The organism is Limimonas halophila (genome assembly GCF_900100655.1).
Lineage (GTDB): Bacteria > Pseudomonadota > Alphaproteobacteria > Kiloniellales > Rhodovibrionaceae > Limimonas > Limimonas halophila.
Window position 1 is genome coordinate 68,456 of record NZ_FNCE01000007.1, and the last position, 21,621, is coordinate 90,076.

General features: G+C 69.6%; 19 protein-coding genes. 8 read left to right on the forward strand and 11 right to left on the reverse strand.

The genetic code is table 11. The features are described from left to right. Window positions 1–35 precede the first annotated feature (35 nt). From BLQ43_RS10115 to BLQ43_RS10125, 3 genes are all read right to left on the reverse strand, one after another. Window positions 36–1,016, reverse strand: coding sequence for a quinone oxidoreductase family protein (locus tag BLQ43_RS10115; RefSeq protein WP_090020420.1), 981 nt, complete (start codon window positions 1,014–1,016; stop codon window positions 36–38). Continuing rightward, window positions 1,013–1,705, reverse strand: a complete 693-nt coding sequence (locus BLQ43_RS10120; RefSeq protein WP_090020422.1) for a dienelactone hydrolase family protein — start codon at window positions 1,703–1,705, stop codon at window positions 1,013–1,015. Before BLQ43_RS10120 ends, BLQ43_RS10115 begins: the two co-directional genes overlap by 4 nt. Window positions 1,706–1,808: 103 nt before the next feature. Continuing rightward, complete coding sequence (locus tag BLQ43_RS10125) at window positions 1,809–3,854, reverse strand: thioredoxin domain-containing protein (protein WP_090020424.1); 2,046 nt, start codon at window positions 3,852–3,854, stop codon at window positions 1,809–1,811. Window positions 3,855–3,909: 55 nt separating this feature from the next. Between BLQ43_RS10125 and rsmG the strand changes: the two genes are divergently transcribed. From rsmG to BLQ43_RS10140, 3 genes are read left to right on the forward strand one after another with little or no spacing between them, the layout of a single operon-like run. Next, window positions 3,910–4,599, forward strand: coding sequence for a 16S rRNA (guanine(527)-N(7))-methyltransferase RsmG (gene rsmG, locus BLQ43_RS10130; protein WP_090020426.1), 690 nt, complete (start codon window positions 3,910–3,912; stop codon window positions 4,597–4,599). A 35-nt stretch (window positions 4,600–4,634) separates the two neighbouring features. Continuing rightward, entirely contained in the window at window positions 4,635–5,444 is an 810-nt protein-coding gene (locus BLQ43_RS10135) for a ParA family protein (RefSeq protein ID WP_090020579.1), read from the forward strand. Between the two features lie 8 nt (window positions 5,445–5,452). Beyond that, window positions 5,453–6,418, forward strand: coding sequence for a ParB/RepB/Spo0J family partition protein (locus BLQ43_RS10140; protein ID WP_090020428.1), 966 nt, complete (start codon window positions 5,453–5,455; stop codon window positions 6,416–6,418). Between the two features lie 284 nt (window positions 6,419–6,702). Here the strand turns inward: BLQ43_RS10140 and holA are convergent, their stop codons facing one another. The 4 genes from holA to BLQ43_RS10160 all read right to left on the reverse strand — a co-directional run bounded on the left by holA (window position 6,703) and on the right by BLQ43_RS10160 (window position 12,524). Next, window positions 6,703–7,650, reverse strand: a complete 948-nt coding sequence (gene holA / locus BLQ43_RS10145; protein ID WP_218119176.1) for a DNA polymerase III subunit delta — start codon at window positions 7,648–7,650, stop codon at window positions 6,703–6,705. Window positions 7,651–8,137: 487 nt separating this feature from the next. Next, complete coding sequence (gene leuS / locus BLQ43_RS10150) at window positions 8,138–10,696, reverse strand: leucine--tRNA ligase (protein ID WP_090020432.1); 2,559 nt, start codon at window positions 10,694–10,696, stop codon at window positions 8,138–8,140. Window positions 10,697–10,772: 76 nt separating this feature from the next. Next, the gene (locus tag BLQ43_RS10155) at window positions 10,773–11,312 is read right to left on the reverse strand and encodes a DUF3576 domain-containing protein (RefSeq protein WP_245659548.1); all 540 of its coding nucleotides are present in this window, start codon (window positions 11,310–11,312) and stop codon (window positions 10,773–10,775) included. 78 nt (window positions 11,313–11,390) lie between these two features. Next, complete coding sequence (locus tag BLQ43_RS10160) at window positions 11,391–12,524, reverse strand: sulfotransferase domain-containing protein (RefSeq protein WP_176758629.1); 1,134 nt, start codon at window positions 12,522–12,524, stop codon at window positions 11,391–11,393. 350 nt (window positions 12,525–12,874) lie between these two features. Here BLQ43_RS10160 and BLQ43_RS10165 point away from each other — a divergent pair, with 350 nt between their 5' ends. The 3 genes from BLQ43_RS10165 (at window position 12,875) to BLQ43_RS10175 (ending at window position 15,662) form a co-directional block, all read left to right on the forward strand. Beyond that, window positions 12,875–13,999, forward strand: coding sequence for a porin (locus BLQ43_RS10165; RefSeq protein WP_176758630.1), 1,125 nt, complete (start codon window positions 12,875–12,877; stop codon window positions 13,997–13,999). 119 nt (window positions 14,000–14,118) lie between these two features. Further along, window positions 14,119–14,976 (forward strand): sulfotransferase domain-containing protein, encoded by an 858-nt coding sequence (locus BLQ43_RS10170; RefSeq protein ID WP_090020440.1) that lies wholly within the window; start codon window positions 14,119–14,121, stop codon window positions 14,974–14,976. 8 nt (window positions 14,977–14,984) lie between these two features. Then, a complete protein-coding gene (locus BLQ43_RS10175; RefSeq protein ID WP_090020442.1) occupies window positions 14,985–15,662 on the forward strand; it encodes a YggS family pyridoxal phosphate-dependent enzyme in 678 nt (225 codons plus the stop codon). Between the two features lie 15 nt (window positions 15,663–15,677). Here BLQ43_RS10175 and BLQ43_RS10180 read toward each other — a convergent pair whose 3' ends face one another. From BLQ43_RS10180 to BLQ43_RS10190, 3 genes are read right to left on the reverse strand one after another with little or no spacing between them, the layout of a single operon-like run. Then, the gene (locus BLQ43_RS10180; protein WP_143006246.1) at window positions 15,678–16,355 is read right to left on the reverse strand and encodes a hypothetical protein; all 678 of its coding nucleotides are present in this window, start codon (window positions 16,353–16,355) and stop codon (window positions 15,678–15,680) included. Beyond that, complete coding sequence (locus tag BLQ43_RS10185; RefSeq protein WP_090020446.1) at window positions 16,352–16,861, reverse strand: L,D-transpeptidase family protein; 510 nt, start codon at window positions 16,859–16,861, stop codon at window positions 16,352–16,354. The genes BLQ43_RS10180 and BLQ43_RS10185 overlap by 4 nt, the downstream gene beginning before the upstream one ends. 31 nt (window positions 16,862–16,892) lie before the next feature. Beyond that, on the reverse strand, window positions 16,893–18,248 hold the full coding sequence (locus BLQ43_RS10190; protein WP_143006247.1) for a hypothetical protein: 1,356 nt from the start codon (window positions 18,246–18,248) through the stop codon (window positions 16,893–16,895). 228 nt (window positions 18,249–18,476) lie between these two features. Here BLQ43_RS10190 and BLQ43_RS10195 point away from each other — a divergent pair, with 228 nt between their 5' ends. Together BLQ43_RS10195 and BLQ43_RS10200 are read left to right on the forward strand one after the other, a co-directional pair. Further along, on the forward strand, window positions 18,477–19,172 hold the full coding sequence (locus BLQ43_RS10195) for a response regulator transcription factor (RefSeq protein WP_090020450.1): 696 nt from the start codon (window positions 18,477–18,479) through the stop codon (window positions 19,170–19,172). Between the two features lie 97 nt (window positions 19,173–19,269). After that, window positions 19,270–20,625, forward strand: coding sequence for an adenylate/guanylate cyclase domain-containing protein (locus tag BLQ43_RS10200; RefSeq protein ID WP_090020452.1), 1,356 nt, complete (start codon window positions 19,270–19,272; stop codon window positions 20,623–20,625). Window positions 20,626–20,653: 28 nt separating this feature from the next. Here the strand turns inward: BLQ43_RS10200 and xth are convergent, their stop codons facing one another. After that, window positions 20,654–21,448, reverse strand: coding sequence for an exodeoxyribonuclease III (gene xth / locus BLQ43_RS10205; RefSeq protein WP_090020454.1), 795 nt, complete (start codon window positions 21,446–21,448; stop codon window positions 20,654–20,656). Window positions 21,449–21,621 lie beyond the last annotated feature (173 nt).

The following is a 21,621-nucleotide window of genomic DNA, read 5'->3' on the forward strand; positions in this document are numbered from 1 at the left end:
CGTTTCGCCGGACGGTTTCACGGGAAACACCCGCGTCACGGCAGCAGGATGGTGGACCCCGTGGTGCGGCGGGCCTCCAGGTCGCGGTGGGCCTGGGCGGCTTCCGACAGGCTGTAGGTCTGGTTGATCTCCACGACCACGTCGCCGCGCTGGACCACCTCGAACAGCGCGTTGGCGCTGTCCAGCAGGTCCTGGCGGTCGGCCGTGTAGTCCATCAGCGTCGGCCGCGTCAGGAAGAGCGAGCCGCGCTTGGCCAGCTCGCCCGGGTTGAATTCCGTCACCGCGCCCGAGGCGTTGCCGAAGCTGACCATCATGCCGCGCCGGCGCAGGCAGGCCAGCGAGCCGTCCCAGGTGGCCGCGCCGACACCGTCGTAGACCACGGGCACGCCCTCGCCGCCGGTGATCTCGCGCACGCGCTCGGTGAAGTCTTCCTCGGTGTAGACGATGGGATGGTGGCAGCCGTGCGCGCGCGCCGTGTCCGCCTTGTCGCGGCTGCCCACCGTGCCGATCACCGTGGCGCCGATGGCGTTGAGCCACTGGCAGGCGATCAGCCCGACGCCCCCGGCGGCGGCGTGGAAGAGCACGGGCATGCCCGGCTGCACCGGGAAGACGCGGCGGATGAGGTATTCCACCGTCATGCCCTGGAGCATCATCGCCGCGGCCTGGCGGTCGCTGATGCCGGTTGGAAGCGGCACGACGCGGTCGGCGGGCATGATGCGCGCGTCGGCGTAGGCGCCCAGCGGCGGCGCGGCGTAGGCGACGCGGTCGCCGGGGCAGACGTCGGTGACGTCGGGGCCGACCGCGGCGACCGTGCCCGCGGCCTCCATGCCGAGCGTGCACGGCAGCCCGGGAACGGGGTAGAGGCCCGTGCGGTGGTAGACGTCGATGTAGTTCAGGCCCACGGCGGTCTGGGCGAGGCGGACCTCGCCGGCGCCGGGATCGGGCACGTCCACGGCCTCGTACGACAGAGCTTCCGGGCCGCCGTGCTGGTGGATGCGGACGGCGTGATGGGTCATGTCAGGTGCTGCCGCAGGAAATCGAGGGTGCGCTTGTTGGCGAGTTCGGCGGCCTGCGGATCGTAGTGCTCACCGCCCTCGCGCGCGAAGGCGTGGTCGTTGCCCTCGTAGACGTAGATCGTGACGAAGGGGTGGTCCTGCAGGTTGTCCAGCATGGTCTGCTGGGCGTCCTTCGGCACGAAGCGGTCCTCGGTGGCCATGTGCATCAACAGCGGCCGGTTGATGTTGCTCGCCTCGCCGACGAGCTGATCGATGCCGACGCCGTAGTAGGCGACGTTGCAGTCGGCATCCGAGCGCGTGGCCATGAGGTAGGCCAGCTTGCCGCCGAGGCAGTAGCCCACGCTCCCGGCCAGCGCGGAGCAGCTCTCCATCCCGCGCAGATGGTGCAGCGTCGTCTTGAGATCCTCGACGCCCTGGTCGACGTCGAAGCGGCCCATGAGGTCGAAGGCCTTCTGCCACTCCGCGTCCGTCTTATCGGTGATCTGAACGTCGGGCTCCAGGCGCCAGAAGAGGTCGGGACAGATGGCCACGTAGCCGCGCGCCGCGAACTGGTCGCAGAGATCGCGCATGACCTGGTTCACGCCGAAGATCTCCTGAATGACCAGCAGCCCGGGCGCGGGCGTGGCCTTGGGCTCGGCGACATACGCGCTGAACTGGCCGTCCGGGCCAGGCACCTTGATATCCGCCATGGATCCCCCGTTTGCGGTCGGTGGTGCGGTTCGCGGTCGGGTTGGTCCCGCGAACGATACCGAGCGGCCGGGGGCCTGTCATCCAGGCGCGAGTCGGTGACCCTTACCGCAACAATTGGCGCAGTGCCTCCGGGTCGCTCACGGGCTGCGAGCAGGTGGCGCCGTGGCAGACGTAGGCCGTGGGTCGGCCGTCCAGCTGCGCCTTGCCGGCGGCGGGGTGGCCGTCGGGCAGGGCGGCGTCCGGCGCCACCACCTGCAGCACGCGGTTGGGCAGGAGCGTCCGCTCCACGACGCGGATCAGGGCCTGGGTGTCGTCCCGCCCGCGGTCGCCGATGATCGCAATCTGCGTGGACGCGTTCAGCAACTCGACATTGGCGAGCAGCGTGCACAGCGGCACGAAGTTGCGCGACAGCTCCCCGGCGAAGGCGCGGGTGAGGGCGTGAGCGCGCTCGCGGTAGGCGGTGTTTCCCGTGAAACAGGCGAGGCGCGCGAGCACGCCGAGCGCCAGGCCGTTGCCCGAGGGCTGGGCGCTGTCGTGCGCGTGCTTGGGCCGCAGGATGACGTCGTCCACGTCGTCGGCTGTGATGAAGTAGCCGCCGTTCTCCGCGTCCCAGAAATGGCGGTCCAGGGTCGCCGCCCAGCGCTCGGCGTCGGCGAGGTAGGTCGGCTTGCCCGTGTGCTCGTGGAGGGTGAGGGCGGCGCGGGCCATGGCGGCGTAGTCGTCCAGCGTGCCGGCGTGCTGGGCCTGCCCGCGGCGCCAGGCGTGCAGCAAGCGGCCGTCGCGGTCCATGTTGTCGCGCACGAAGGAGAAGGCGCGCGCGGCGGCGTGCAGCCACGCGGTCTCGCCGAAGGCGGCGCCGGCCTCGGCGAGCGCGGCGATCGCCAGGCCGTTCCAGTCCGCCAGCACCTTGTCGTCCCACCCCGGGCGCACCCGGCGCTCGCGCACGGCGAAGAGGCGGGCGCGGCACGCCGCCAGCTTGGACTCCGCGCCCTCGCCGAGGCTGTTGGGCGCGTTGAGGCGGTTGAGGATGGTCTTGCCGTTCTCCCAGTTGCCTTCGCCCGAGACGTCGTAGACGCGCTTGAACAGCTCCGCGTCGCCGCCGAGCACGTGGTCGATCTCGGCTTCGGTCCAGACGTAGAACTTGCCTTCCTCGCCCTCGCTGTCGGCGTCGAGCGAGGCGGCGAACGCGCCCGTGGGCTCGCCGTTTGCATCCAGCGCGATCATTTCGCGCAGCAGCCAGCCCACGGTGTCGTGGACGCGGCGGTGGAAGAGGGCGTCCCCCGTTTCCTGCCACGCCCAGGTCAGCGCTTCCAGCAGCTGCGCGTTGTCGTAGAGCATCTTCTCGAAGTGCGGGACCAGCCAGCGCTCGTCCACGGAATAGCGCGCGAAGCCGCCGCCGAGATGGTCGTAGATGCCGCCCTGGCTCATGCGGCGTAGGGTGAGGAGCGCGCCCTCGCGCGCCTGTTCGGTGCCGCTGCGCACCCAGCCGCGGAAGAGCATGGCGAGGATGGCCGGCTGCGGGAACTTGGGCTGCGTGCCGATGCCGCCGTGCGTGGGATCGACGGACTGGGCGAGGCGGTTCGCGGCTTCGTCCAGCATTGCGGGGTCGACGTCGCCGCCGCCCTGTGGCTGCGCCATGCCCTGCAGCGCGTCGCGCAGGCGCGTGACGTTGGTTTGGACCTTGTCCGGCTCCTGGTTCCAGACGTTGGCGATCGTCTCCAGCACGCGGGGCAGGCCGGCCATGCCGTAGCGGTCAAAGCGCGGGAAATAGGTGCCGCCCCAGAAGGGCTCGCCGTCGGGCGTGAGGAACATCGTCAGCGGCCAGCCGCCGTGCTGGCCGAGCAGGGCGATGGCGTTCTGGTAGATGTGGTCGAGGTCCGGGCGCTCCTCGCGGTCCACCTTGATGTTGATGAAGTGGCGGTTCATCACCTCGGCCACCTCGGGGTCCTCGAAGGACTCGTGCGCCATGACGTGGCACCAGTGGCAGGCCGCGTAGCCGACCGACAGCAGGATGGGCTTGTTCTCGCGCTTCGCCGCGTCCAGCGCCTCGCGGCCCCAGGGATGCCAGGCCACGGGATTGTCCTTGTGCTGAAGGAGGTAGGGCGAGGTTTCGCCGGCGAGGCGGTTGGCGCCGTGCTGCTCGGCCATGACGGCTCTCCGAACGGGTGGTGGGGACGGGCTGTTTGGCATATGATGGCTGGCCATGGCCGCACACAACCATAGCCGGGATGGGGGGATCGCCACCGCGCCGGCGGGCGTTTCACGTGAAACCGGGGCCTTCGACGCGGCGGCGTTCCAGCGCGCAACCGGCGTTTCACATGAAACGCTGGCGGCGTTGCAAACCCACCTCGATCTCCTGACGAAGTGGAACCGCGCGATCAACCTCGTCGGCAAGCGCACGCTGGCCGACGCCTGGCGCCGCCACGTGCTCGATTCCGCCCAGCTCGCCGATCTCCTGCCGCCCGCGCCCGAGGATCGGCCGCGCCGCATCGCCGACCTCGGCAGCGGGGCCGGGTTTCCCGGGCTTGTCCTGGCGATCCTGGGCTGCGGTGAGGTGCATCTCGTCGAATCCGACCAGCGCAAGGCCACCTTCCTGCGCGAAGTCATCCGGCGGACGGGCGCGAACGCCGTCGTCCACGCGCGCCGCATCGCGGACGCCGAGGTGCCGCCCGTCGATGTCGTTACCGCGCGGGCGCTGGCGCCGCTTTCCGAGTTGCTCACCCACGCCGCGCCGCTGCTGGCATCGGGCGGGGTTTGCCTCTTCCCGAAGGGCCGCGAGGCCGAGCGGGAATTGACCGAAGCCGCGTCGACGTGGAAGATCGCGGCGCAGCATGCGGCCAGCCGCAGCGATCCCGAGGCGTCCATCCTCCGCATCCAGGTGGGGCAGCCGTGACCGCGCAGAACACGCAGCAAACTGCCGACGGGACCCTGGCGAAGGCGACCACCGGCGACGCCCGCGTGCTCGCCATCGCCAACCAGAAGGGCGGGGTGGGCAAGACCACCACGGCCGTCAACCTGGGCACCGCGCTCGCGGCCTGCGAGTACCGCACGCTCATCGTGGACATGGACCCGCAGGGCAATGCCTCCACGGGCTTCGGGCTGACGCGCGGCGACCGCAAGCGCAACGTCTACGGCCCACTGATGGACGGCGATCCGGTCGCCGACGTGATCGTGCCCACCGACGTGCCGGGGCTGGAGCTGGTGCCCTCCGCGGTCGATCTGGCCGGCGCCGAGGTCGAGCTGGTCGACGCCGAGGCGCGGGAAACGCGCCTGCGCTCGGCGCTGGCCCCCATCCTGGAGCGCTACGACTACATCCTCGTGGATTGCCCGCCGGCATTGGGGCTGCTGACGATCAACGCCTTCGTCGCCGGGCACGCCGCGCTCGTGCCCTTGCAGGCGGAGTTCTACGCGCTGGAGGGGCTGAGCCACCTGATGCGCACGATCGAGCGCGTGCGCAAGGGCTTCAACCCGGACCTGGAGATCGAGGGCGTCGTGCTGACGATGTACGACCGGCGCAACAACCTCTGCGCCATGGTGGCGCAGGATGTGCGCGAGTACCTGAGCAACATCGTCTACGACACCGTGATCCCGCGCAACGTGCGGGTGTCCGAAGCGCCGTCGCACGGGAAACCCGTGATCGTCTACGACATGAAGTCCTCGGGCGCGAAGGCCTACATCAAGCTCGCCGGCGAACTGCTTCGCCGCGAGAAGGGCGGCGCGCCCGCCATGGCGAGCTGAGGGGCACGATGGCGGACGGCAAGCGCAATCTCGGCCGCGGGCTCGCGGCGCTCCTGGGCGACGACGAGGAAGCCGAGGCCGCGGTCTCGCCCGAGCCCGACACGGCGCCGGCGGCGGAACCGGCCGCCGCGCCGGCCGCGTCCGGGCAGGGGCGGCAGCACGTCGCCATCGACCGGCTGGCGCCCAACCCCTATCAGCCGCGCCGCGCGTTCGATGAGGAATCCATTGCCGCGCTGGCGGACTCCATCGCGGCCAACGGCATCTTCCAGCCGCTCTTGGTGCGGCCGGCCGGCGAGGGCGGCGAGGCGCAGTTCGAGATCATCGCCGGCGAGCGGCGCTGGCGCGCGGCACAGCGGGCGCAGCTGCACGAAGTGCCGGTGGTCGTCCGCGAGCTGTCGGATGTTGCCGCGCTGGAGATCGCGATCGTCGAGAACGTCCAGCGCCGCGATCTCACGCCGCTGGAAGAGGCGCAGGGCTACCAGCGCCTGATGGACGAGTTCCAGCACACCCAGGAAGATCTGGCGCGCGCGGTGGGCAAGTCGCGCAGCCACATCGCCAACATGCTGCGCCTGCTCCAGCTACCCGAGCGCGTGAAGGTGCTGGTGCAGACCGGCGACATCTCCGCCGGCCACGCCCGCGCGCTGCTCAACGCCGACGACACCGAGGGCCTGGCGCGTCAGGTCGCCGAGCGCGGGCTGTCCGTGCGCGACACGGAAAAGCTCGCCCAGCAGGTCAAGGCCGCGAGCACGAACGGCGAGGGCGCCGGCGCGCAACGCCGCTCCAACGCGGCCGAGGCCAAGGACGCCGACACGCGCGCGCTGGAAGATGACGTTGCCGCGCAGCTCGGGCTCAAGGTGAAGATCGCGCCGAAGGGCAAGGGCGGCACGGTGACGCTGCACTACACCAGCCTGGATCAGCTGGACGACGTGGTGCACCGCCTGTGCCACGGCCCCGCCAAGACCGATCCGCATTAGAGCAGATCGCGGTAATGCGGAATCAGCTTGTTCGGGGTGTCACGCCCACGCCGCCGTGGCCGTCCCGGCGTGATTCCGCTTGCTCGTGCGTGGACAGCCACCAGGCTCCCGCGCCGCAGGCGCGGAAACTGCTCGCACTGGAAAAATAGGACCATATACCGAAGTTTCCGGATCAGCCCGCAGACACGAATTCACGCACGATGCTCTAATCCGCCACGAGCTGGTCCGCGCGGCCGTGTGTCCCCTGTTTCACGGGAAACACCGACTGATCAAAACTGTGGCGCTCAGGTGCGCCGGGGCTTGGGCGCGCGGCGCGCGATGCTGATGAGCACCCGCGAGGCGACGGATTCCTGCGGATAACCCGTGGATTTCACGCGCACCTCCGCCTCCAGCAAATCGCCCAGGGCGCGGCCCAGCGCGGATGCATCCCAGGCGGTCGCCTGGGCCTTGAAGCGCGTCTTGTGCTTCCAGAACACCGGTGGGCGCAGGCTCTCCACCGCCGCGTCCGCGTCGCCGTGTGCCGCGACGTGATGCAGGCGCTGCACGTGCCGCGCCACGGTGCGCAGGATCTGCACCGGGTTGGCACCCTCCGCCACCGCGCGGCCGAACGCCCGCTCCAATTCCGCCGGCTTGCCCTCGCAGCAGGCGAACGCGATGTCGTCCAGCGACAGCGCCGCGTTGTCGCCCACGCACGCCTGCGCGTCGTCCAGCTCCACCCGGCCGCTGCCCGTGTAGAGCGCGAGTTTTTCCAGCTCCCGCCGCGTCACCATGCGGTCCGCGCCCAGGTGTTCCGCGAGATAGCGCGCGGCCTCGCGGGACACGTCCAGGCCGTGTTCGCGCAGTGTCTCGCTCACCACGGTCTGCAGGCTCGCGGTGTCGTCGCGGTAACAGGGCAGGGCGGCGCCCACGCCCGCGCGCTCGAACGCCTGGCGCAGCTTGGACTTGGGCGTCAGATCGCCCGCGCTCACCACGACGAAGCCGTCGCCCGCCGGCTCGTCCAGAAATGCCTTCAGCGCCTTCACCGTGCTGTCGTCCGCGTTGCGCATCATCACGACGCGCCGGCCGCCGCCGAACGCCAGCGCCGCGGCCTCGTCCGCGATCAGCGCCGGCTCCTTCGCCACCTGCGTCGGCGTTACCTCCACCACGCGGAAGGGATCCGTGGGATCGTCCACGACCGAGCGCACCAGCGCGTCCATGCGCTCGCGCACCAGTCCCGAATCCGGACCGTACACCAGCACCGCCCGGACCCCCGCGTCCGGCCGCCGCGCAAACGTCTCCGCTCTCGCCGCCTTGATCTTCATAAACTGAGGCCAGTTTAATCGCGTCTGTTCGCCATCGACGGGGGCGCGTCGGGCACCAGGCCCTTTCACCGCTGGTGTAGCGGATGGATTGGGGCAAGAACAGGGTCCAGCTTAACCGCTTGTGTTCGCCATCAGTGGGGGCACGCCGGGCACCAGACCCCTTCACCGCCGGTGTAGCGAACGGGTCGGTTCGAGGCTGGCAAGCAGCTAAAACGCGTGCGCTCGAAGATGGCCACCCGGCGTATTCCCTCTTTTCGTCAGTCCACGTAAGCCCAGGGAAACCGCCTCACGTTTCATCGCATCTACTCAGCGGTGGCTGCAGACGGTCCCGGCCGGCATCTTCCCCAAGACAGCCCCGCAACCGCGTTTGGATGGCGTCCGGCAGCCTGACGCACGGGATCAAACTGCCCTCAGTTTGTTATGCCACCACGTTCACGATTTTGTTCGGCACGACGATGATCTTTCGCGGGGCTTTGTCGCCGAGGGCGCGTTGGACGCCGGGTTCGGCGAGCGCGGCTTCCTTGGCCTGATCCTCTTCGGCGTCGCGAGGCAGCTCGACCGTGGCGCGCTTTTTGCCGTTCACCTGGATGGCGACGGTCACGCGCTCGTCCACGGTGAGCGCCGGATCGGCCTGCGGCCACGGCGTGTCGGCGAGCATCGTCGTGTTGCCGAGCATCTCCCACAGCTCCTCGGCGAGATGCGGCATCATCGGCCCGACCATGCGCACGAGCATCGCCGCGGCTTCGGCCTGCGCCCAGCGGTCCGCGGCGTCCTTGGGCTGGAAGCTGCTGAGCTGATTGGTCAGCTCGTACAGCCGCGCCACGCTGCGGTTGAAGTGGAAGTTTTCCACGTCGTGCGTGACGTTGGCGACCGTCTTGTGCGCCGCCCGGCGCAGATCCATCGCCGCGTTGGAGAAGGCGTCGGGCTTGGCCGCGTCGGCGGCCGGCAGGTCCGCGCTCATCTCGCTGACCAGGCGGTAGAGGCGATGGACGTAGCGGTAGGCGCCTTCCACGCCGGCCTCGGTCCACTCCATGTCGCGGTCCGGCGGGCTGTCGGACAGCATGAACCAGCGCGCCGTGTCCGCCCCGTAGGCCTGAATGATCTCGGTGGGATCGATGGTGTTGCGCTTGGACTTGCTCATCTTCTCCACGCGCCCGCGCGTCACGGGGCGGCCGTGGGGGTCGACGAGCGTGCCGTCCTCGCCGGGCTTCACCTCGTCCGGCGAGAGCCAGTTGCCCTCCATGTCCTTGAAGGTCTCGTGGCCGATCATGCCCTGGGTGAAGAGCCCGGCGAAGGGCTCGGCCACGTCGACGTAGCCGAGGTGCTGGAGTGCGCGCGTGAAGAAGCGCGCGTAGAGCAGGTGCAGAACCGCGTGCTCGATGCCGCCGATGTACTGGTCCACCGGCAGCCAGTAGCGCGCGGCCTCGCGGTCGATGCCCACCTCGCTCTGGGGCGAGCAGAAGCGCGCGAAGTACCAGGAGGACTCCATGAAGGTGTCGAAGGTGTCCGTCTCGCGCTCGGCCTCGCCGCCGCACCGCGGGCAGGTCGTGTGCTTCCAGGTGGGGTGGCGGTCCAGCGGGTTGCCGGGGGTGGAGAGGTCCACGTCCTCCGGCAGCGTCACCGGCAGATCCGATTTCGGAACCGGAACGATCCCGCACGCGCCGCAGTGGATCACCGGGATGGGCGCGCCCCAGTAGCGCTGGCGGCTCACGCCCCAGTCGCGCAGGCGGAACTGAACCGTGCCCTCGCCGCTGCCGTCGGCTTCCAGGCGCTCGATGATGCGGCGCTTGGCGCTATCGACATCCAGCCCGTTCAGGAAGTCGGAATTGATGAGCGTGCCGTCGCCCGTGTAGGCCGTGCCGCCCACGGCGAACCCGGCCGCGTCCTCGCCCTCGGGCAGGATGACGGGGGTGACGCGCAGGCCGTAGGCGCGGGCGAAATCCAGGTCGCGCTGGTCGTGGGCGGGGCAGCCGAAGATGGCGCCCGTGCCGTACTCCATGAGGATGAAGTTGGCGACGTAGAGCGGCAGCTGCTCGCCCGTCACCGGGTGCGTGCAGTGCAGCCCGGTGAAGTAGCCCTTCTTCTCCGCGCGCTCGATCGCCTCCTCGCTGGTGCCCAGCTGCTCGCACTCGCGCCGGAAGGCCTCCAGCTGCTCGTCATGCTGGGCCAGCTCCTCGGTCAGCGGGTGGTGGGGCGAGAGCGCGCAGAAGGACGCGCCGTAGAGCGTGTCGGGGCGGGTGGTGAAGACCTCAAGGCTGTCGCCGCGCTCGGCGACGGGGAAATGGATGCGCGCGCCCTCGGAGCGGCCGATCCAGTTGCGCTGCATCGAGCGCACCTTGTCCGGCCAGCGGTCCAGCTCGTCCAGCGCGGACAGCAGCTCCTCGGAAAACGCGGTGATGCGCAGCATCCACTGCGGCAGCTTGCGCTGCTCCACGGGCGCGCCGGAGCGCCAGCCCTTGCCGTTTTCCACCTGCTCGTTGGCCAGCACGGTCTGGTCCACCGGGTCCCAGTTGACCCAGGCTTCCTTGCGGTAGGCCAGCCCGGCGTCCAGCAGATCCAGGAACATGGCCTGTTCGTGCTGGTAGTACTCGGGATCGCAGGTGGCGATCTCGCGCGACCAGTCGATGGACAGGCCCATCGCCTTCAGCTGATCGCGCATCTTGTCGATGTTGCCGTGCGTCCACTGCTTGGGGTGGACGCCGCGGTCGATGGCCGCGTTCTCGGCGGGCAGGCCGAAGGCGTCCCAGCCCATGGGGTGCAGGACGTTGTAGCCCTGCGCGCGCTTGTAGCGCGCCACCACGTCGCCGATCGTGTAGTTGCGCAGGTGGCCCATGTGGATGTTCCCCGAGGGATAGGGGAACATTTCGAGGACGTAATACTTGTCCCGGCCGGGGTCCTGGTGAACCTCGAAACAGCGCGCGCCGTCCCAGGCGCGCTGCCACTTCGCCTCGGTCTCCTTGACGTTGTAGCGGCTCATGCCCCGCGACCGACTCCCGTGTTTGCGTCCTGTCCGGCCGGCGGCGTCGTGCGCGCCGGCTCCGGCGTCGTGTGGCTCAGCTCTGCTTGCGCTTGGTCACGCGCATCTCCCGCGCCCGCGAGAGGATGGCGTTTTCCAGGCGGGTCGCCGTGTCCTCGCTCACCTCGGCATCGACCCACTCGCCGTCCTCGCGCACCTGGCGGAAGACCGAGGCGCGCAGGGCGTTGGCGCGCAGCTCGCGGCTGAGGATGAAGACGTTGACCTTGATGCGCTCGCCCTCGGCGTCGGCGGGCGAATACCAGTCGGTGATGATGACGCCGCCGAAGGGGTCCGCCTGGGCCAGCGGCATGAAGGATACGGTGTCCAGCGAGGCGCGCCACAGGAAGCTGTTCACGGCCACGCCGGAACCGCCGCCTTCGGCGTCATCCTCGTCGTCGGCGAACAGCCCGCTCAGGCCGCCGCCGGTGACGCTACCCGTGTCACGCCCGGAAGGGTTGCTTCCGCCGCGAGTCTTTTCCTGGGGAAGGGGCTCATCCGGGTTCTGCGGCGGACCGCAGCCAGCCGCGACGGCTCCCGCCACGCCCAGGAGCACCAAGCCGGTGATCAAACGCGCCATCATGCAACCTTTGCAGCCGAGAATCCGCACGCGGCTTAGCAAGGCTGCGACGGCACGGCAAGCCGCGAGCGCACCCTCTTACCTCGGCCAGCCGAAGCGATCGAGGATCGCATCCCCGATCACGCGCCGCGCGCGTTCCTGCTGCGCCTGGGTGAGGACCTCGCGCCATTCGTCGGTGCGCCCCTGGCGCAGATGCCCGTCCTCGGAGGCCACATTGGCCGCGTCCGCCCCGGCGTCCGCGCCGTAGAAGGACAGCACGCGCTGCATGTAGGTGTCGGGGTCGGCTTTGAAGTCCTCGAAGGTCGTGAAGAGAACCGAGAGGCCCGAGCTGTCATCCTCGGCAATCTGCTGCCAGCCCTGGATGAAGTCGACGACGAGGGGGATGTAGCTGTCCACGGCCCAGTCCATCAGCGCCTCGAAGGAGCCGTGCAGCACCGGCAGGGGCGGACAGGTGTCGCGCCACAGCGGGCCCGTGGGCATCGTGGCGATGTGATCGCGCACGAAGTGCGCCCAGGACAGCGCCACCTGCCGCGGATCGCGCAGGTGCACGACCAGCCGCTCGACGCCCGACTCCGCAAGCGTTTTCACGTTGAAGGCCGTCGGCGCCAGGTGCTCCTTGCTGGCGATGCCGCCGGCGCCGAGCTCCGCCACGCGCAGCGGCACGGCCATGCAGTTGGGAAACAGCCCGATCGACACCTGGCACTGCGCCATGTCCAGGCTGTCGGCCAGGCGGTTCCAGATGCTCTCGCTGGCGGACTTGGGGATGGTGTTGATGAGCACCGGCGGGTGCCCGGCCTCGTAGGCGGCGCGGCGGCGGCGGTTGAATTCCGTGGCGTCGTGGCGGAAGGGGTTGAGGCCGAGCCGCAACGCGGACGCCTGGTGCTCCGCTTCGTGTACCCGGCCTGCCGCCAGCAGCAGGTTCACATACCCCGTCAGCGGCGGCAGCACCCCCGGGTTCGCTGCCACCGCCTCGCCAAAGCTTTCGATTGCCTTGTCCCGGTAGACGTCCGCGTGAGTCACGTTGCCCTCGAGATATTCCACGGAGGCCAGCATCTGCAACGCGACCGGGTGGCGCGGGATGGCCGTCAGCACGCGTTCGTACAGGCGCCGAGCCTCGCCGCGGTCGCCCTGATCGTGCGCGCGCACGCCCTGGCGAAGGGTTTCCTCGGGGTGCTGATCGCGGGTGACGCTCGCGCGGTGAGCTTTCGACATCGCGTCCATTTTCCTCCGGCTGCGGCGTGGGCGAGAGGCTAGGCGGCGCACGCGCGCTCGGGCAAGCGGCGAGCCAGGCGCCGCCACCAACCGGCGGCCTCCGCGTCAGCGGTGTTGCACAAACGCCACGCATGACGAGGATTTGCCACAGGTCACCGAAGGGCTTCTTGACCAAGCCCCCGGCAATGCTTGATTTCGTCTCATGCCGGTTACGGATCGCATCGGCGCGTCGCGGGGGGCTTCATCGACAACACGACGTCGCGGCGGGCGATCGCACGCGCCGCGAAGGAATGCGAAGCGCTTCCGCGAAGCGATCGTGCGGGGCAACGACACGGAGAGGGAAAAATCCAATGACCATGAAGAAGAGTCTCTACGCGACGACCGCGCTGCTCGGCGTGGCCACGGTCGCGAACGGCGCGCACGCCGAGGGCATCAACCTGGATGTCGGCGGCTTTTTCAACTTCTATCAGTCTGTGGGTGATCCGCACGGCGGATTCGGCGTCGACGATACCCAGACCTTCCAGGACGCTGAGATCAGCTTCTCCGGCTCCTACACCCTGGACAATGGCATCGAGGCCGGTGTCAGCATCACCACCGAGATCGCCAACCCGAACAGCGACTTCCAGCAGGGTGTCGAGGCCGACGGCGTCTACGGCTACATGAAGGGCTCCTTCGGTACCGTGCAGCTCGGCTCGCAGAACTCCGCCGCGTACGCGCAGTCCTGGGGCGCCGGCCCGCTGTGGAGCTACACGCTGGTTCCGATCAACACCGGCTGGCAGAGCTACTTCACCGGCGGCACGAGCGCGAACGCCGGCAACTTCTACAACGTTGGCGGTTCGACGCACCTGGACTTCGCCAACGACGCCCAGCGGATCGCCTACTACACGCCGCGCGTCGCCGGCTTCAAGTTCGGCGCCAGCTGGGCGCCCGAGATTCAGGGCAACAACACGCAGCAGTTCGGTTTCCAGGATTCGGACACCACAGCCAGCGATGGCCTGTCCGCTAGCGTGAGCTGGAGCCAGGACTTCCAGCAGGTCGGTTTGTCGGCCTACGCCGGTGTGAACACCGCCCAGGCGGCTGATGGCAGCGGCAACGAGGACCCCGAGCACTACATGGCCGGTGTCCGCGCGAACTTCGCCGGCTTTGGCGTTGGCTACGCCTTCGCCGAGGCCGACAACCCGGATGCTGTGAGCGCCGCGCAGGGCGACTCGCCTGATGATGGCCGTGCGCACGGCTTCGACGTCGTCTACAGCACCGGGCCCTTCACCTTCCAGGCCGAGGCGCTGATCTCCCGCACCGACGGTAACTCCGCCACGCCGGATGCCGACCAGGAGACCTACAAGGGCGCTGTCGGCTACAACCTCGGCCCCGGGATCAACCTCAGCGGCGGCGTGATCTTCGACAACCAGGAGAACAACGCCGGCGTCGACTCCGACGCGGTTTCGGGCGTCATCGGCACGACGATGTTCTTCTAAACCCTCACCAAACGGTGTTGGTTTGGAGAGGGGGCCGTCCGGCCCCCTCTCTTTTGTTCGGGCCATTCCCCACCTATTTTGCCGCGACAACGGCAACGACAGGGTGGGCCAAACGCGCCATGGCGGGCATTCTCTGGCTGAGTTCGTACCCCAAGTCCGGCAACACCTGGCTGCGCTCCTTCCTGGCGACCTACTTCCGAAACCCCGACGAACCGCTCGACATCAACGAGCTGCACAAGTTCGCCTACGGCGACGGCTTCCTGGTGCTCTACGAAGCCGCGAGCGGGTGTTCGCGCGAGGAGCTGACGTCCGACGACGTTAGCCGCCTGCGCCCCGTCATGCACCGCATGCTCGCCAGCCATCCCCAGGAAACGGTCTTCGTGAAGACCCACAGCGTCGTGGGCTTCGACGACAGCGGGATCCCCTTCATCACGCCGGATGCCACGGCCGGGGCGATCTACGTCGTGCGCAATCCGTTGGATGTCGCGGTGTCCCTGGCGCACCACCTGGATGTCAGCTTCGATCAGGCCGTGACCTTCATGTGCACGAAGGACCAGATCATGGCCGGCGATCCCAGCGTGCAGCTGCCCGGTGTCGTCGGCACCTGGACGCAGCACGTGGAAAGCTGGCTGAAGGCGCCGGGCCTGAAACTTCACGTGATGCGCTACGAGGACATGCAGACCAAGCCGGGCCCGACCTTCCGCGCCCTGGTCAACTTCCTGCAACTGCCGCTTCACACCAAGCGGCTGCGCAAGGCCATCGACTTCACCAGTTTCGACGTGCTCTCGCGCCAGGAAAAGCAGCGCGGCTTCAACGAAGCGCGGCCCGACGGCTCGCAGCAGTTCTTCCGGCGCGGCCAGGTGGGCCAGTGGCGCGAAACCCTGACCGAAGACCAGGTTCAGCGCCTGATCGACACGCACGCCGAAACCATGCGCACGCACGGCTATCTGGACAAACGCGGCAACCCGGTGTTCTGAAGCCAGCCATGAGCGAAACCACCCCCGACATCGCTGCCAACCTCGCGGCCATCCACGACCGCATCGCCGACGCCTGCCGCGCGGTGGGCCGCGATCCGCGGCAGGTCGAGCTCGTTGCGGTGTCGAAAAAACACCCGGCCGAGCGCGTGCAGCAAGCGCTCGCGGCCGGCCACCGCGTGTTCGGGGAAAACCGCGTTCAGGAAGCCCAGGGCAAGTATCCGGCGCTGCGCCAAGCGCATCCCGATCTCAGGCTCCACCTCGTCGGGCCCTTGCAGACCAACAAGGTCGAGGACGCCGTCGCCACCTTCGACGTGATCCAGACCGTGGACCGCGAGCGGCTCGCCCGCGCGCTCGCCAAGGCAGCGGCGAAGACGGGCCACACGCCCACGGTCTACGTCCAGGTCAACACGGGCGAGGAGCCGCAGAAAGCCGGCGTCGCGCCCGGCGACGCGGATGCGCTGGTGGCGCTGTGCCGGGAGCTGGGGCTCCCCGTCGCCGGGCTGATGTGCATCCCCCCATTGGACGAGGAGCCCGCGCCGCACTTCGCGCTCCTGGCCGAAATCGCGGCGCGGCTGGAGCTGCCCGCGCTGTCCATGGGGATGAGCGGCGATTACGAGACGGCCCTTCGCCTGGGTGCGACCTGCGTCCGCGTGGGCACCGCGGTCTTCGGCGAACGACCCGAATAAGGGCAGATCGCTCGCCTACATCATGTCGCCGCCCACGCCGTTGCCCGCGATGTTCTCAGGCTCCGAGAAGAGGTCATAGCCAACGTTGCGGAAAAGCTGGCGCACGCCCGCGGGTTCGGTGGCATCCGCGCCCACTTGGCGGGCGACGACCCAGCGCATCGGGCGCTCGCCACGGCACAACGTGACCGCCACGCGCAGGCCTCGGTCGGACGGTTCGACCCCCGGCTGATCCGGTTTGCTGCACAGCTGTTCGGGGCGCGCGTTGGAGGCGGCGTTGAAAAGGACCACGGCGCGCATGCCGTTGGTCCCGTCCGCGTCATTCGTGGGGAAGGCGACATCGTAGACCGAACGATGGCTCTGTTGAAATGCACGCTCGATGGTGTCGCCGACCTCGGCCGCCCGGGCCGAATCGAACGGGCTGTTGCGCAGATCGAGGCGCACGCCCTTCCCGTCCGCGGCGGCGCGCAGGTAGGATTCCGAGTAGGTTCCGTTGTCCGTCTTGAAATCGACGACGGTGTAGCCGCCGGCGCATCCGGCGACCAGGACACTCATGGCGACGGCTGCGGAAACGCCCGGTTTTGCGCGCATCTGCATTCTCCCCGGCATGACGTTCGTTGTGCTGGGCGGGCAGATGGGTCGCCTGCGCCGGCGGACAAGCGGGTGCGACACGGCGCACCCGGGCCGGCGCATCACGATTGGATCACAATCCGGGAGCCCGGCCGCAACGCGCGGACAACCGCCGCCAGCGCCGCCGGTTCGAGGGCCACGCACCCCTCGGTTGGGGCGCCATCGGGCCGCATGCGATGCAGGAAGATCGCGCTGCCCGCGCCGGGCGTTGGCGGGTCGTCGTTGTGGCCGAGCACGACCACGAGGTCGTAGAGGCCGTCGTCTCGCCACAGCACCTCGTGCCCGCCGTCGAACGGCAGCTTGACGGGCCGGTTGTAGTGCGGGTTCGCCGGGTCGTCGCACCAGCCATCGTCGGGCGCGATCGCCGACAACGGCAGGCTCGTTTCGGGTTCGGAAAGCCGGTCGGGGCGGTAGAGCACCCGCCGGACGGGCCATGCGCCGAGCGGCGTGGCGCCGTCGCCCTCCGCCTTCGTTGCGGTCGTGCCGCTCCGACCGATCACGCACGGCCACACGCGGCCGTCGTCCAGCCGCGCGCGCCACCCGTCCGCCGTGGGAAAAACCGTCAGGTCCATGCGGCGAGGGTATCAGCGCGCGCGGCGGCGATCACTGCGCCTGCTGCATGGCCCGGTACTTGTCCAGGGCGTTCTTCATGCGCTCGGCAAAATTCTCCGGCATGCCCTGGGTTTCGGGCGTGGGCAGGGGTTCGTTCCCGCTGGCGGAGCTGGCCGTCCGGCGCTGCTGCTGACCCGCATCCGGCGCGGACTCGCCCGTTTTGTACGCCGTCGCGGCATCCGCCTCCTGGCCCGGAACGGCCTCGGTGTTGGCCGCCGCTTCCAGCCGCTGTGCGGCATCGCGCGCGTTCTGCTCCGCCGAATGCGTGTAGTGCCGGTCCTTGATCTGGAAGAAGTCGGAATCCGACGGCACGTCGGCGGCGCGCGCCGTCTGGGTCTGCGTCGGCGAGGGCTGCTCACCGCGCGTGGCTGTGTCGCCGGCCTGGGCGCCGCCGGACGCCTGTGCATTTGTGTTCGCCGTGCCGCCCTGACGCAGATCGTTCGCCAGTTGCGACAGCGCCGCGTCCCCGCGCGCCACACCGTTGCCGTTGCCGTCCGTCGAGCCCTGAGCCGCTGTCGCCTGAGCGCTTGCCCCCTGACGTTGCGCCTGATCCGCCTGTCCGCCGCCCTGACGCAGATCTTGCGCCACCTTGGCGAGGGCATTGTCACCGGTGGCCACGCCGTTGGCCTGGGGCGCGCCGTCGGTGGCCGTGGCGGCGGTGCTCGCCTGCCGTCCGGTGGTGCCGGTGCTGGCGGCGGCGATGTGGACGCCTCGATCCTGCGGCTGCTGCCCGTCGGTGCTGGCCGCTGCCTGCTGGGACGGCTGGGACGCGAGCTCGACGGCCTTGGTGGTGGAGCTGGTGCGCGCGATCGTGGCCTCCGAGGCCGGGGGCTGGCCCTGCGGATCGCCCGAACCGGACGCCAGCCGCGTGTCGCCGGCGCTTTCCGGCTCCTTCATGCCCAGCGCCGCCAGGGTGTGCCCGCCCACGTCGTCGCCCGTGGCCTCGTCGATGATGGCGTTCGCCGCGCCGCCGATGAGGCCGATCGGCCCGCCGTAGAGCGTGCTGCCCACGACCTGGGAGGCGCCCTTGATCTCGTCGCCCGTGACCTCCTGGTAGACCGAGGCCACGCCGGGGATGTGCTGCAGCGGGTTCACCACGTCGACCAGGTCGGCGAAGCTGTACTCCGGCGTACCTTCCGGCGGCGGCGTGAAGTGCGCCCCGTCCGCCTTGCCGGGCGGCCGGTCGCTGGGCGCGGGGCGGTTCGGGTCGGTGTTGGCGGCCGGGGCGCCCCGCCCGGCTTCCGCCGCGCGGTCGGTGCGCGACGCCGAGCGCAGCGCGGCTTCCTGGGCGCGGACGCGCTGGGCCTGATCCGATTGCGGTTCCGTCGGGGCCTGGCTCACCGGCATCGTCGCCTCCGTGCTCGCGACCACGTCGCCGGCAACGATTACGCAAACAGCGTGCCACAATCCGGGCCGTCTTCGGCTGGAGTCGCGGTCGCCCCGATGCACCGCCGCCGCCATTCCGGGCGGCAAGCTTTGCCGTGACGCCAGCTTGAACGCCATCCTGGCGGCTGCTATTGCGGATAGCGGTCCCAAGGGGGATCCGCATACCAACGCGCCGACGATGGGGAGGCCATGGCGTCCGTTCAGGGCAAGAAAATCCTGCTGGTGGACGACGACGAAACCCTGCGCGAGTCCCTGGCCGAGCAGCTGGGACTGCACGAGGAATTCGCCACCCTCGGCGCCGGCACGGGCAGCGACGCGATCGAGATCGCGAAGTCGCAACACGTGGACGCGATCCTGCTGGACGTGGGGTTGCCGGACATGGACGGGCGCGAGGTGTGCCGCGTCCTGCGCCGCAACAACGTGTCGTGCCCCATCGTGATGCTGACGGCGGCGGAATCCGATGCCGACACCATCCTCGGCCTGGATGCCGGTGCCAACGACTACGTCACCAAGCCCTTCCGCCTGGGCGTGCTGCTGGCCCGCCTGCGCGCGCAGCTGCGCCAGCACGAGCAGAGCGAGGACGCCGTCTTCACCATCGGCCCCTACACCTTCCGCCCGAGCGCGAAGCTGCTGGTGGCCGACGACAGCGGCAAGAAGATCCGCCTGACCGAGAAGGAAACGGCGATCCTCAAGTACCTCTACCGCAGCGGCGACACCGTGGTCAGCCGCGAAACCCTGCTGGGCGAGGTATGGGGCTACAACGCGGGCGTCACCACGCACACCCTGGAAACGCACGTCTACCGGCTGCGCCAGAAGGTGGAGGAAGACCCCGCCAACGCGGAGCTGCTGATCACCGAGCCCGGCGGCTACCGGCTGGTTCCCTGACCGCGCGCCCTCGGCGCACGCCCGGTCCCCGGGGTCACGCCCGCGTCACCACATCCTGATCGCCGGGATCGGCGGCGTTCATGGCACACTGGCCGGCATGTCGGATCGCAGCCTGCCCTCGATCCTCCTGAGCCTGCCGGCGCGGCTGCGCTCCAGCCCGCGCAAGCAGCTGCCCGCGCGTGTGCTGGCCCAGGTGCGCGAGCAGCAGGACGCCACGGAACGGCTCATCGGCGCCGTCCAGCTCGCCGTCGTGGTGATCTTCGCCGTTCTCTACACGCTCGCGCCCAAGACCTTTGGCGAGGACGCCAGCTTCGCGCCGGTGCCCTTCGCACTGGCCGCCTATTTCGGCTTCACGCTCTTCCGCCTGGGGCTGGCGTTCCGCGTGCGCCTGCCCGACTGGTTCCTCTACCTGTCGATCGTCATCGACATGGCCCTGCTGTTCGGGCTGATCTGGTCGTTCCATCTGCAATACGAGCAGCCGGCGGGCTTCTACCTCAAGGCGCCGACGCTGCTCTACGTCTTCATCTTCATCGCCCTGCGCGCGCTGCGCTTCGAGGCGCGCTTCGTCGTGGTCGCGGGGCTGACGGCGGCGGCGGGATGGCTGGTGCTGGTCGGCTACGTCCTGCTGCCCGCGGGCATGACGATGGTGACGCGCGATTACGTCACCTACATCACCTCCAACAAGATCCTGCTGGGCGCGGAGTTCGACAAGGTGATCTCCATCCTGGTGGTCACCGCGATCCTGGCGACGGCGATCGTGCGTGCCCGCGCCCTGCTCGTCAGCGCGGTGGCGGAGCGCACGGCGGCGCGCGAGTTGGCGCGCTTCTTCTCCCCGGCCGTGGCCCAGCGCATCGTGGAAGCGGAAAGCCTCGAGGTCGGGGTGGGTGAATGGCGCCACGCCGCGATCGTCACCTTCGACCTGCGCGGCTTCACCGGGATCGCCGAACGTTGTCCGCCGGACGCCGTGATGCGGCTGCTCGCCGACTATCAGGCCACCCTGGTGCCCATCGTTCGCAGCCACGGCGGCAGCATCGACAAGTTCCTGGGCGACGGCATCCTGGCGACCTTCGACGACGTGCACGCCCCCGGCAGCTACGCCGCCGACGCGCTGCGCTGCGTGGACGCGGCGATCGAAGGGGCGGCGGCGTGGCAGCGCAACCGGGCCGAGCGCGGCGTGCCGGCGCCGACGGTGAACGCCGCCGCGGCCAGCGGACGCGTCGTCTTCGGGGCGGTGGGCGAGCGCGACCGCCTCGAATACACTGTGATCGGGGACGCGGTGAACGTCGCCAGCAAGGTGGAAAAGCACAATGCCGTGGCGGGCACGCGCGCGCTCGCGGCGCAGGAAACCTACCACCTCGCGCAGCAGCAGGGCTACGCCGGGACCGGGACGCAGCGCCCCGGAACCCCGGTGGCGGGGATCAACCATCCGGTCGATCTGGTGGCGCTCGCGTGATGCGTCGTTTCGCCCACGGAATGGTGGCTCACGCGAGGTCCACCACCACGGGCACGTGGTCGGAGGGCTTCTGCCAGCCGCGCGTCTGCGACCACACGGCGTGGCGGTCCAGGTGCGCGCTGAGCGGCGGCGTCACCCAGACGTGGTCCAGGCGCCAGCCGTAGTTCTTCTGGAAGGACTGCGGGTGGCGGTAGCCCCACCAGGTGTAGAGGTGCTGGTCCGGCGGCACGAAATGGCGCCCCACGTCCGTGAAACCGCCGGCCTCGCGCAGGCCCGCCATGCGCTCGCACTCCCGCGGGGTGTGGCCGACCTGGCGCTTGATGCGCTGGTGGTTCCACACGTCCGTCTCCAGCGGCGCCACGTTCAGGTCGCCCAGGATCATGACGCTGCGGTCGGCGAGGCGGTCGTCGCGCGCCCAGGCCGTCATCTCGTCGATGAAGCCGAGCTTGTGGGCGAACTTGGGGTTGGCGTCCACGTCCGCCTCCGGGCCGCCCGAGGGCACGTAGAAGCAGTGCAGCTCCAGCCGCGGCTCGGCGTCCGGCACCACGGCCAGGTGGCGCGCGTCCGGCTGACCCCACCAGTCCCACTGCCAGTGTGTGGCGAAGGGGCGGTCGGCCAGGATGGCGACGCCGTTGCGGCCCTTCTCGCCACGCACGGCGCGGTGGGGAAAGCCCAGCTCGTCCATCGCCGCCGCCGGAAACTGCGGGTCGGCGACCTTGGTTTCCTGCAGGCAGACAACGTTCGGCCGCGCCGCGGCGACGAAGGCGGCGAAATGCTCCAGCCGGGCGCGGATGGAGTTCACGTTCCAGGTGGCGATGCGCATGGGCGGGGGAGCTACAAAACGCGGCCGGTCAACGCAACGTTCGGCTTATCCGCGGCCCTTTCCAGGGCGCACAAAAAAGAGGAACGCCCGGTCGGGGGGAGGCCGGGCGTTCCGAATCTCCGCGGAGACGCGGCAGGGTGGCAGGGGACGACACCCAACCGCTGAGTCCGGTC